This window comes from Jatrophihabitans fulvus (assembly GCF_054781375.1).
Window position 1 is genome coordinate 278,813 of sequence record NZ_BAAGUN010000006.1, and the last position, 11,214, is coordinate 290,026.

11 protein-coding genes are annotated in these 11,214 nt (G+C 70.9%); 4 read left to right on the forward strand and 7 right to left on the reverse strand.

Translation table 11 applies throughout. From position 1 onward, the window contains the following. Positions 1–45 precede the first annotated feature (45 nt). Together ACYVP9_RS19235 and ACYVP9_RS19240 are read right to left on the reverse strand one after the other, a co-directional pair. Complete coding sequence (locus tag ACYVP9_RS19235) at positions 46–960, reverse strand: acyl-CoA dehydrogenase family protein (protein WP_460606553.1); 915 nt, start codon at positions 958–960, stop codon at positions 46–48. A 9-nt stretch (positions 961–969) separates the two neighbouring features. Then, entirely contained in the window at positions 970–2,103 is a 1,134-nt protein-coding gene (locus ACYVP9_RS19240) for an acyl-CoA dehydrogenase family protein (protein WP_460606554.1), read from the reverse strand. Between the two features lie 168 nt (positions 2,104–2,271). Between ACYVP9_RS19240 and ACYVP9_RS19245 the strand changes: the two genes are divergently transcribed. Further along, positions 2,272–2,697, forward strand: coding sequence for a Zn-ribbon domain-containing OB-fold protein (locus tag ACYVP9_RS19245; protein ID WP_460606555.1), 426 nt, complete (start codon positions 2,272–2,274; stop codon positions 2,695–2,697). Beyond that, on the forward strand, positions 2,694–3,887 hold the full coding sequence (locus ACYVP9_RS19250) for a thiolase family protein (protein ID WP_460606556.1): 1,194 nt from the start codon (positions 2,694–2,696) through the stop codon (positions 3,885–3,887). Before ACYVP9_RS19245 ends, ACYVP9_RS19250 begins: the two co-directional genes overlap by 4 nt. A 7-nt stretch (positions 3,888–3,894) precedes the next feature. Here the strand turns inward: ACYVP9_RS19250 and ACYVP9_RS19255 are convergent, their stop codons facing one another. From ACYVP9_RS19255 to ACYVP9_RS19275, 5 genes are read right to left on the reverse strand one after another with little or no spacing between them, the layout of a single operon-like run. Further along, entirely contained in the window at positions 3,895–4,653 is a 759-nt protein-coding gene (locus ACYVP9_RS19255) for an SDR family NAD(P)-dependent oxidoreductase (protein WP_460606557.1), read from the reverse strand. After that, the gene (locus tag ACYVP9_RS19260) at positions 4,650–5,159 is read right to left on the reverse strand and encodes a VOC family protein (protein ID WP_460606558.1); all 510 of its coding nucleotides are present in this window, start codon (positions 5,157–5,159) and stop codon (positions 4,650–4,652) included. Before ACYVP9_RS19260 ends, ACYVP9_RS19255 begins: the two co-directional genes overlap by 4 nt. Before the next feature lie 41 nt (positions 5,160–5,200). Continuing rightward, complete coding sequence (locus ACYVP9_RS19265; RefSeq protein ID WP_460606559.1) at positions 5,201–6,034, reverse strand: LLM class oxidoreductase; 834 nt, start codon at positions 6,032–6,034, stop codon at positions 5,201–5,203. Continuing rightward, entirely contained in the window at positions 6,031–7,128 is a 1,098-nt protein-coding gene (locus ACYVP9_RS19270; protein WP_460606560.1) for an acyl-CoA dehydrogenase family protein, read from the reverse strand. The genes ACYVP9_RS19265 and ACYVP9_RS19270 overlap by 4 nt, the downstream gene beginning before the upstream one ends. Further along, positions 7,125–8,315, reverse strand: a complete 1,191-nt coding sequence (locus ACYVP9_RS19275; protein ID WP_460606561.1) for an acyl-CoA dehydrogenase family protein — start codon at positions 8,313–8,315, stop codon at positions 7,125–7,127. Before ACYVP9_RS19275 ends, ACYVP9_RS19270 begins: the two co-directional genes overlap by 4 nt. Positions 8,316–8,393: 78 nt before the next feature. Between ACYVP9_RS19275 and ACYVP9_RS19280 the strand changes: the two genes are divergently transcribed. Together ACYVP9_RS19280 and ACYVP9_RS19285 are read left to right on the forward strand one after the other, a co-directional pair. Next, a complete protein-coding gene (locus ACYVP9_RS19280; RefSeq protein ID WP_460606562.1) occupies positions 8,394–9,629 on the forward strand; it encodes a cytochrome P450 in 1,236 nt (411 codons plus the stop codon). A gap of 10 nt (positions 9,630–9,639) precedes the next feature. Then, positions 9,640–11,211 (forward strand): class I adenylate-forming enzyme family protein, encoded by a 1,572-nt coding sequence (locus ACYVP9_RS19285; RefSeq protein ID WP_460606563.1) that lies wholly within the window; start codon positions 9,640–9,642, stop codon positions 11,209–11,211. The last annotated feature ends 3 nt before the right edge of the window (positions 11,212–11,214 follow it).

An 11,214-nucleotide genomic window follows, 5' to 3' on the forward strand; every position in this document is an offset into this window, starting at 1 on the left:
ATCCGGTGGTCGACGTTCGATATGGCGACTGTGGCCCCGATCGCGTCAGCGGCCGTTGCGCGTGCCCGCCGGAACCGGCGTCGCGTTGAGCGCCCGGGCCAGGGCGTCGGGCGGGCCGAGCTCGAGCCGTAGCGCCTCGAGCCGGAACGCGTTGACGTGCAGGCCGAACTCATGGGCGAAACTGCGCGCGCCGCCGATCTGCACCAGTTCGGGGACGAGCGTGGCGGCGGTCTGATGTGCGTACTGGGCGGCGACGGCCACCGCTCGGGGCGTGCGGGTGTAGGCGGCCTCGCGCGTGAGCCACCGGGTCGCCTCGGCACTCACGGCGAGTTCGGCGAGGCGATGACGCAGCGCCTGCAAGGTGGCCAGCGGCCGGCCGAACTGCGTCCGGTTCTTGAGGTGGTCGGCCGTCCGCGCGACGGCCGCGGCGCCGACGCCGGCCACCTCGGCGCATCGGACGACCGTGATGGCCTGCGACCAGGCGTCGGCCGGTACCCGGGCGACCGTCCGTGCGCCCCGCGCGTCCACCCGGGCGTAGGGGTAGACGAAACCGGAGCGCACCGGCTCGACCGGCGCGGACTCGAGGTCGACGACACGCACCTCGTCGCCCTCACCCGTGACCGCGAGTCGGGCCTGGGCACCGAAGCGGGCGAGACCGGTTCTGCCGACCACCGTCACCGGTCGGTCGACCGGCAGATCGGGGGCGACGAGCCCGAGCGCGAGCGCGGCGGCCAGCGTCGTGGCGGTCCCCAGCTCGGCGAGCCGGTCGGCGACAAGAGCGCGGTCGAGCAGGCTCGGTGCCAGCGCCGAATGGACGGTCTCGTACAACTTCGCATCCAACTCGGCGTCGTAACCGCCGACCGCGGAGACGCCGAGCGCTCGGGTGTGCCCGGACTCGGTGACTGCCGAATCGACTCGCGCGAGCAGCGCCGCCTGGTCCTCGTCGAGATCGAAATCCACGTGGTTCCCCTACCGCGCCGAGCCGAGCAGCACACGCGAGATCTGGTTCAGCTGCACCTCGGCGCTCCCGCCCCCCAGCCCCGCGATCATGGCCGTCTTGATCTGACCGAGTCCCGTCGAGCCCACCACCAGGGCTTCCTCGCCCTCGACGTCGAGCGCGAGCTCGGCGACCAACCGTTCGCAGCGCACGATCGCCACGCGCGACAGGCTGACCGAGCGATCGTCGGAGCGCTCCTTCACCCGGTCGTCCAGCGCCTGGTAGACGAGGATCCGCGCCGCCGCGCAGGCCGCGCGAGCGGCGGCCAGCCGTCCGGCGAAACCGTCGAACTCCCACCAGCCGTTGTCCGCTGCGCGCGCTGCGATCCGCTCGCACACCAGCGCCGCCCGGGCGTAACGGGGCCCGCCGATCCGCTCGTGGGCGAGGGCGCGCCGGATGACGTCCCAGCCCTCGTTCTCCGGGCCGAGCCGGCTCGATGCCGGCACGCGCATGTCGGTGAACGTCAGGCGGTTGTACTCGTGGATGTCGAGGACGGACGGGATCACCTCGGCCTTGAACCCGGGACTGTCCGTGGGCACCAGGAAGATGGAGATGCCCCGCGTGCCGCTGGACTCGGGGTCGGTCCGTGCGAGGACGAAGCAGAACTCGGCGACCTGCGCGTAGGACGTCCAGACCTTCTCGCCGTTGATCACGTAGTCGTCGCCGTCGCGCACCGCGGTGGTCTGCAGCGCTGCGAGGTCGGTGCCCGCACCGGGCTCGGAGAACCCCTGGCACCACGTCACGTCGCCCGAGGCGATACGCGTCAGATGCTCGGCCTTCTGCTCCGGGGTGCCCGAACCGAAGATCGCCGGTCCGATCCAGTTGACGTTCATGTACTGGGAGCCGCGCGGTTCGCCGGCGGCCCACAACTCCTCGCCGGAGATGATGAACTGCCAGGGCGACGCGTCCGCGCCGCCGTACTCCGCCGGCCAGTGAGAGACGAACATGCCCTTGTCGGCGAGCGCACGAGAGAAGCCGCGCGTGAACTCGGAGTCGGCCTGCTCGCCGGGGATGAGGCTCGACCACTCCGCCGGCAGCACGTCGGAGATGAAGTCACGGAGCTCGGCACGAAAGGCGAGCTCGGCCTCGGTCCACCCGAACTCCATGGTTCCTCCAGACGGCGGCGAGCCGGATCGTATCGACGATGCCGCTCGACACCGCTTCGGTTCATATCTAGTTTAGTAAGCGAGTTTATCCAAGTTTACTTCTACCGCCAGCCTTTCACTCGGCGCTGATCCGGAGGAGACGTCATCAGCCCTGTCGACGCACGGTCGGTGCAGTCCGATCCGTTGCTGCACCGCATGAAGCCCGCCCTCGACCCGGCAACGGATTTCTTCTGGCACAGCGGCGAGGACGGCCTGCTGCGGTTCGCGACCTGCGCCGACTGCGGCTATCGCACGCATCCCGCCGGTTCGGTGTGCGCACGATGCCTGAGCACGCATGTCGCACCGCAGCCGGTGTCCGGAACCGGCACGGTGCTCGCGGTGACGGTGAACGTGCAGCAGTGGAACGCGGGACAGGAGCCGTACTGCATCGCCGTCGTCGGACTCGACGACCAGGACGACCTGCGGTTGACGACCAACGTCGTCGACTGCGACCCGTGGTCGGTCGCCATAGGAGACCGGGTACGGGTCGCGTTCCTCGATCGTCACGGTTACCACTACCCGCTGTTCCGCAGGATCGAGGCCGACGACCGGTGAGAGACCACTACGAGCACAGCACCGTCATCACCGGCGCCGGCCAGTCGGCCATCGGCCGACGGCTCGGCCGCTCCTCGCTCGACCTCACACTCGACGCCTCGCTCAAGGCCATCGACGATGCAGGCCTCACCCGCGCCGACATCGACGGCATTGCGACCTATCCGGGCGGCGACGCCGCCTCGACGATGGGTTACGGCGGCCCGTCACCGTATCTCGTGATCGAGGGACTGCGGCTGCAGCCGCGCTGGTTCTCCGGCTCCGCCGAGATCCCCGGGCAACTCGGCGCGCTGGCCCAGGCGTCGATGGCGTTGTCGGCGGGCATCGTCCGGCACGTGCTCGTCTACCGCACCGTCACCGAGGCGACGGCCCAGGGATCGAAGGGTCGCGGAGCCACGTACGACCCGGACGGTCACGCCTCGGCGTCGATGGGGGCGTTCCAGACGCCGTTCGGCGCCCCGTCGGCGGTGAACTGGCTGGCCATGCTGGCCTCACGCCACATGCACGACTACGGCACCACCCGGGAGCAGCTGGGTCAGATCCCGGTCACGTGCCGGACGAACGCCGGACGCAACCCGGCCGCCGTCTACCGCGACCCGATCACGCTCGAGGACTACCTCGGTGCGCGCATGATCTCCACGCCGTTGTGCTTGCTCGACTGCGACGTCCCGGCCGACGGGTCGACGGCCTTCGTGCTGTCGGCGAGCGACGTCGCGGGTGACGCACCGAAGCCGCCGGTGTTCATCGAGGCCATCGGCTCGGCTCTGACCCAGCGCTTCTCGTGGGACCAGCAGACGGACCTCGCCGCCATGGCCGCGACGGGCGCGGCCGAGCACATGTGGACCCGTACCTCCCTGACCGCCGCGGACGTCGACTTCGTCGAGCTGTACGACGGCTTCAGCATCCTGGCGCTGGCCTGGATCGAGGCCCTGGGTTTCTGCGCGCAGGGCGAGGCGGGCGAATTCCTCGAGGGCGGGGGGCGAATCGCCCTGGACGGTGCCCTCCCCCTGAACACGCACGGCGGGCAGCTGTCGGCCGGGCGGACCCACGGATTCGGGCTCATCCACGAGGCCGTGCTGCAACTGCGCGGCGAGGCCCACGGACGCCAGCTGGCTGCGCCGAAGGTCGCTGCGATCGGCAACGGCGGCGGTCCGATCGCGGGATCGATGCTGCTCACGTCCGAGCGGGTGTGACGACCCGTCACAGCGTGAGGCTGTATCCACCGTTCACGGCGTAGGTCTGACCGGTCACCCACCCGGCCGCGGGCCCGGTCAGGTAGTCGACCAGACCCGCCACGTCGTCCGGCGTGCCGAAACGACGGATGGCGTAGTGGCGCAACCGGTCCTCGGCGCGGTCCGGCTCGGGCGTCCCCGGGGCGACGACCGTCGCCAGGGCCACGTTGTTCGCGGTGATGCCGTGCCGGCCGTACTCCCGCGCCACCGTCCGGGTGAGGCCGGCCGCGCCCGCCTTCGCCGCGCCGTACACGGCGAGATGCGGCTCGCCGACCCGGCCGGCGTCGGAGACGATCGTGACGATGCGTCCCCAGCCGAGCGCGACCATGCCCGGCAGCACCGCGTGGATGCAGTGCATGACCCCGAACAGGTTCACCCCGAGCGTTCCGGCCCAGTCGGACGGATCGGTGTCCGCGAACGGCGCCACCCCACGCCATCCGCCGGCCCCGCCGTTGCCCGCATTGTTGACGAGGATGTCGAACGGGCCGCTCGATGCGACCTGCGCGCGAATGGCGTCCAGATCGCCGACGTCGAATCCCGCGCCGACCGCATCTGCGCCCGTCGCGCGGATACCCCGTGCCGCCGACCGCGCGCGTTCGGCGACCACGTCGTTGACGACCACGCGCGCGCCGCGTTGCGCCAGGTTCGTCGCCACGGCGAGACCGATCCCCTGGCCCGCCCCGGTCACGAGGGCGCGACGGCCGGAGAGATCGGTGTCAGTGGTCATGCTCCGCCGACAGCGGGCCAGCCCATCACGTCGAGACCGAGGTACGCACCGTGCGTCGCGCGCTCCGCGGGCGTGGAGTGCCCGATGAGTTCGATGCGGTTGCCGTCGGGGTCGGTCACGAAGGCGATCTCGGTGATGCCGTCGGCGAAGGTGTGCTGCATCCGCGTGCGCACCGTCCCGCCGCGCGCCTTCACGGCGGTGAGCGCGGCGTCGACGTCGTTCACGGTCAGGCTGATGTGCGCGTAGCCGACTTCGTCCGACCGTCGCGGCGAGCGCTCGGACGGGAGGGACGGTTCGTACTGCAACAGCTCGACGAGCACGTCACCCAGCCGGAGGAAGACACCGTCGAAGGAGGGTGCGTCGCACTCCATCAGGGCTCGCACGCGCCGACCGGCGCTCGAGTAGACCGGACCTGCCGAGAACCCGAAGGCCCCGGTCCAGAAGGTCGTGGCCCGTTCGAGGTCGGCGACACACACCGCGAGGTGGGAGTAGGCGGGAGCCGTCACGATTCTTCCTCTCCGTGATTGCTGCAGGTGAGGACGTCGGGTCACAGCAGGAGCGCGGCGGCGCGTTCGGCGAGTTTCGACACCTGCTCGACGCCGGCCGAGCGGAAGTCGAGCACCACCGTCGAGCACCCGGCCGCCAGGTAGCCGTCGACCCGATCGGCCAGACCGTCGAGATCGGATTCCTCGATCGCCAGCCGCATCGACGTGGGGACGTGGCGGCCTGCCAGCTCGTCGATGCGCGCCGATCCGGCTGTCATCTCCTCGACCGAGATGTCGTGAGGGTGCCAGACGTCGCCGTACCTGGCGGCGCGCCGCAGCGCCGGACCGACGTTGCCGCCGACCCAGATCGGCAGCGGCCGCTGAGCGGGGGTGGGCTCGAACTCGACGTGCCGAAAATCGAAGAACTCGCCGTGGTACTCGACCTCGCCGCCGGACCAGCAGGCACGGAAGACCTCGAGTGCCTCGTTGGTGACCTTCCCCCGCGCGTCGAAGCGTGCGGCCGCGCCGACGGCGCGGAACTCGCTCCGGCTCCATCCGGTGCCGATGCCGAGGTCGACCCGGCCGTTGCTGAAGACGTCGATGGTCGCCACCATCTTGGCCGTGAGCACGGCATCACGCATGGGGACGACGAGGACGCCCGTGCCGAGCCGGATGGTGGACGTGCGAGCGGCCACCCAGGTCATGGCGATCAGCGGGTCCAGCCAGTAGGAGCCGTACACACCCTCCATCGCGCGCACGCCGACGACGTGGTCGGTGAACCACACCGATTCGAACCCCATCTCCTCGGCACGCAACGGCAACCGGTCGAGGCTGCGCGCGCCACCCGGCTCGTTGTTGGGAACGCACAACCCGATCGGTCGCCGCGCGGCGGTCACGACTCGGCCCCGTCGGCGCCGGCCAGGGCGACCCGCTCGATCCGCTCGTCGTGCCACGACGGCGCGCCCAGCAGCAGCTCGTTGGTCTTGGCACGGCGCAGGAACAGGTGCAGGTCGTGCTCCCAGCTGAACCCGATGCCACCGTGGATCTGCAGAGCGTCGCCCGCCACGTGGCTGGCCGCACGACCGACCCACGACTTCGCGACGCTGACGGCCTCGTGACCGTCGTCGGGATCGCCGGCCAACGCGTCGACGGCTTCGCGGATGGCGACCCGACACCCCTCGGTCTCGACCAGCATGTCCGCCATCCGGTGTTTCAGCGCCTGGTAGCTGCCGATGGGACGACCGAACTGCTCCCGCTGCTTGGCGTAGGCCACCGTCATGTCGAGCAGCCGCCTCGCGATGCCGGTGCTCTCGGCACATTGCAGGACGACGGCGACCTCGAACAGCAGTGCGGCCGCCGCTCCGGGCAGTCGCACCGGTCCGGCGGCGAGACCGTCCAGGCGTACCCGCCCGTAGCGCCGGGTGAGGTCCATGGTCGCCACGTGCGTGACCTCGGCGTCGGCGAGGGGCACGACGACCACCACCTCGAGGTCGGGACCGTCGTCATCCCGCACCGGGACGGCGAGGTGGGTTGCGGACGGCGCGTCCGGCACGAACTCGACCGTGCCGTCGAGCGTCCCGTTCGTCATCGTGACCCGGTGCGGGCTGTCGGGTCCGACGCCGCCCCACGAGACGATGGCCGTTCCGGTACCGACCGCGTCGAGCAGGGCGGTGACGTCCGGGTCGTCGGTGCCGGCCCGGCGGGCGACATAGGACACGGCGAGCGTCTGCGGCAACGGCCCGGGCTGCCCCGCGTAGCCCAGCTCCTCGACCACTGCGGCGATGTCTCCCAGGGACCCGGCGAGCCCGCCGAGCTGCTCGGGAAGCGCGAGCGCCGTCCATCCCAGGTCGACGGCCCGCTTCCAGAACTCCGCGTCGTGGCCGGTGGCGGAGTCGATGAGGCTCCGCACGTGGGCTGAGGTCGTCGATCGTTCCAGCACGTCGCGGCTGCCGTCACGCAGCGCGTCCTCCTGGTCGGTGGCAAGTCTCATTTGGGAAGGCCCAATCCCCGCTCGGCGATGACGTTGCGCATGACTTCGTTCGAGCCCGCGGAGATGGTGAAACCTCGTGCCCACAGGAAGGCGTCCTGGAAGTACCCGCCGTCGATCGCGTCCGGCGCTGGTGCGACGACCGCCCCGCTCGGGCCGAACAGCCCGACGGCCGCCGTGGTGATCGCCAGGTTGGTCTCGCTGAACAACACCTTGACGACCGGGGCGTCGTACACCGTCGTCCGGCCGGCGGCCTCCTTCAGCACGCTCTCGAGCCCGAGGAGCTCGACGACGGCGGACCGGGCATGCAGGCGACCCAGCTCGCGTCGGGTCGCGGTGTCGAGCGAGGCGCCGGACAGCGTGCGCACGTCGGCAGCGAGTCGCGCCACCTTGGCCGTCGCGCTGTCCTCACGCAACGACTGCCCCCGCTCGTGCGCGAGGGCCGCTCGCGCGATGACCCACCCCTGGCCGGGCTCGCCGATGATCGCGTCGGCCGGCAGCCGGACGTCGTCGAAGAACACCTCGTTGAAGTCGGCGTGGCCGGTCATCTCGACCAACGGCCGCACGGTGATCCCGGGCAGCGACATGTCGACGACGAACGCGCTGATGCCCCCGTGCTTCGGCACGGTGGGATCGGTGCGGGCGAGCAGGAACCCGAGGTCGGCGACGTGTCCGTGCGTCGTCCAGACCTTCTGACCGTTGATCACCCATTCGTCGCCGTCGCGCACCGCGGACGTGCGCAGCGACGCGAGGTCGCTACCGGCGTCGGGCTCGCTGAACAGCTGGCACCAGAGGTCGTCGAAATCGCGGATGCGCGGGAGGTAGTACGCCTGCTGTTGCGGGGTGCCGTACCGGAACAGCGCACCGCAGGCCAGGTTCCATGCACCGACCGGGCGCGGAAGGTTGGCGCCGGCGAGCTCCTGGTCGACGACGTACTCGCGCAGCGGGTCGTAGGAGCCGCTGCCGCCCCACTCCTCGGGCCAGTCGCTGCCGATCAGGCCCGCTGCGAACAGCGACGCGCACCACGCCCGGTAACGGTCCATGGTGGCCGCGTCGGGGCTGCGCGTGCCCGAAAGACGGGGCAGACCCGGGTGGTGGGTGGCGATGTGCGCGCGCACGTCCTGCCGGAACTGTTCGAGTTCCGGGCCGTAGTCGATCGCGGCCACCTCGGCACCTCCGTCGTTGCCCACAGCTTCATCGTTAACTAAGTTATTGAAAGTACCTTCTGTCAATCTAGCTGCTGCCCCTCGGCCCAGGAAGCGATTGCGATGACCACTACGCCCCGTCCGCTGCGCGAGGCGGATCTGCCGTCACTGGACGTCGACTCAGCGCTGTTCCGCACCGACCAGGCCGAGGCACTGCGGCGAGCGCGCAGCGAGGGACGATTCGCGTTCAGCCGGCGCGGCATCGAGGTGCTCCACCACGACGACGTCCAGGAACTGCTCACCGACGAACGGCTCGAGACGCAGGACGCGCACGTCTACCGGCGCTACGGTGCCCAACCCATGCTCTCCTCGTTCGCCGAGCACGGTCTGCTCGTCGCGCTGCACGGCGAGAAGCACGACCGCATCAGGCGGGTGTTCCTCGCCTCGTTCCGGGCCCGCATGGTCAACGAGGCCCGGCCGATGATGCGCGACATCGCGCGCACCCTCGTCGACGACTTCCCGGCCGACGGCACGCCGTTCGACTTCGTCGCGGCGTTCACGAACCCGTTCCCGATGCAGGTCCTGTGCCGCCTCATCGGCATCCCCGTGGCGGACATCCCCGCGTTCACAGCGGCGGCCACCAAGCTTCACCTGCTCGCCGCGAGCCCGATCGAGCCCGGCTTCGCCGAGATCGAGGAAGCCCTGCTCACGCTGCGCACCTACGCGCTCGACCTGGTGGCCACCCGCACCCGCGAACCACAGGACGACCTCATCAGCGGGCTGATCCGTGCCCAGGTGACCGAGGGCAGGATCAGCGACGACGAGCTGGCCTGGAACGTCGTCAACCTCATCTTCGCCGGGCAGGACACCACGCGGTACCAGCTGGCGTCCGCCTTGCGTGCTGTCGTGGCCCACGAAGGCCTGTGGGACAGGATGGCCACCGATCCGGCGCTGGTCGAGCAGGCCGCGGAGGAGACGCTGCGCGTGCTGCCCGTCGTGAACTTCGTCGTCCGCGTCGCGCAGCACGACTTCGAGTACAAGGGCGTCGCGATCGAGAAGGGCCGTCGGGTCATCCTGAACTTCAAGTCGGCGTCCCGGGATCCGGAGCACTTCAGCGACCCGGACGCCTTCTGCCCGCGCTCGACGGGTCGGCACGCCGAGTCCTACGACGTGCCCTTCGGGCTGGGCGACCACTACTGCCTCGGGGCCGGTTTGGCGCGGGCCGAGGTCCAGGAGGCGCTGGCCGTCCTCGCCGCGACCGTCACCGACGTCGAGGTCCTCTCGGCGGGCACGATGACCAACCCCGTCGCCATGCTCTATGGGCCCGAGGACCTCACGATCCGGTGCCGGCGACGGTGAGCCGCCGGCAATGACGGCGGTGCCCGAGGAGACCTCGCAACGCCCCACCCTGGTCGAGGCGATCCTGCAGCGCCGGGTCGACAGCCGCGACCGAACACTGCACTTCGTCGGCCTGGACGGCACGACGCACCAGTGGGGACTGGGGCCGTTCCTCGACGAGGCGCTGCTCCTGGCGGCGTCGTTGCGTTCCCGCGGGTTGCGCACCGGGGACGTCGTCGCCGTGCGCGGCGGCAACACCCTGGCCTTCAGTCGGGCCGTGACCGCGTGCGTCCTCGCCGGGCTCACGACGCTGCCGCTGGTCTCCCTGCTCGGCGACGCCGACGTGGAGCAGGTGCTGCAGCTGTCCGGCGCGGCCCTGCTGTTGTCCGAGCCCGCCGGGCCCAAACGCCCGCTCACCGATCACCTCTCCCGCATCGCCGCCGCAGGAGCACCGCCGGTGTCGCTGCTGTCCGCCCCCGACACCGCTCCGCCCGATGTCCCGGGGGCCGTCGTCCTGCCCGGTGCCGACGAGCCGTGGCCGGCCGACCGCTTCCCCGCGGACGACGACGCCGCCGCATTCCTGCTGTACACGTCGGGAACCACCGGGGTCCCCAAAGGGGTGCTGCACACCTACGCCTCGCTCTGGGCCGAGGTGCAGGACTGGGCGAGCTCGTGCGATCTGATCGAGGGCGGACACGTGTTCGCACCGTTCCCGCTCGGCCACGTGGCCGGTCTGGACAGCCTGCTCGTCAGCACGTGCCTCGGACGCGACCTCACCATGATCGCGGCCTGGGACGCCGCCGTGGCAGCCGATGCCCTGCTGACGCACGGCGCGACGGCCGGCGGATCGACACCGTTCTACGCCACCACGCTGTTCGACGAGTTCGACCGACGCGGCATCACCTCGTCCCCGCTGACCGTGCTCCAGTCCGGCGGCGGGGTGGTCGGCGCGCAACTCGTCCGACGCGCGGAGGCGTACGGCGTCACGATGATGCGGGCGTACGGCTCGACCGAACATCCCTCGGCGACATCGGGGCGATCCCACGAGACGCTCGCGGAGCGCGCCGACACCGACGGGCGGCCGGGCCGCGGTACCTCCGTCCGCATCCTCGACGAGTCGGGCGTCGTCGTGCCCGACGGCGTGACGGGTGAGGTGGCGCTGCAGGGCCCGGAACAGTTCCTCGGTTACGTCGGCGGCGAGCCGGCCCGGGACACCGACGGGTGGTTCCACACCGGCGACCTCGGGCACATGACCGACGGGCGGTTGACGATCACCGGGCGCAAGAAAGACGTCATCATCCGGGGCGGCGAGAACATCTCGGTGCTCGAGGTGGAGCAGATCCTGGCCTCGTGCCCCGGCGTCGCAGAAGCCGCCGTCGTCGGCGTCCCGGACGAGCGCTACGGCGAGCGGGTCCGTGCGTTCGTGGTGCGCGAACGCGGTGCCGACATCGTCGATCTCGCCGCGGTTCGGGCTCATTTCGCGGCAGCTGCCGTCGCGCGCCACAAGACGCCGGAGAGCGTGCAGGAGGTGGCGGAGCTGCCGCGCAACGCCCTCGGGAAGGTGCAGCGGCACCGCCTGGTGCCGCAGACGACGGCGCCCTGAGCG

Coding starts and splice junctions, on each gene's coding strand:
- ACYVP9_RS19240 (WP_460606554.1), bottom strand. CDS start 2,103: ATGGAGTTCGGGTGGACCGAGGCCGAGCTCGCCTTTCGTGCCGAGCTC.
- ACYVP9_RS19255 (WP_460606557.1), bottom strand. CDS start 4,653: ATGACCACTGACACCGATCTCTCCGGCCGTCGCGCCCTCGTGACCGGG.
- ACYVP9_RS19270 (WP_460606560.1), bottom strand. CDS start 7,128: ATGAGACTTGCCACCGACCAGGAGGACGCGCTGCGTGACGGCAGCCGC.
- ACYVP9_RS19280 (WP_460606562.1), top strand. CDS start 8,394: ATGACCACTACGCCCCGTCCGCTGCGCGAGGCGGATCTGCCGTCACTG.
- ACYVP9_RS19285 (WP_460606563.1), top strand. CDS start 9,640: ATGACGGCGGTGCCCGAGGAGACCTCGCAACGCCCCACCCTGGTCGAG.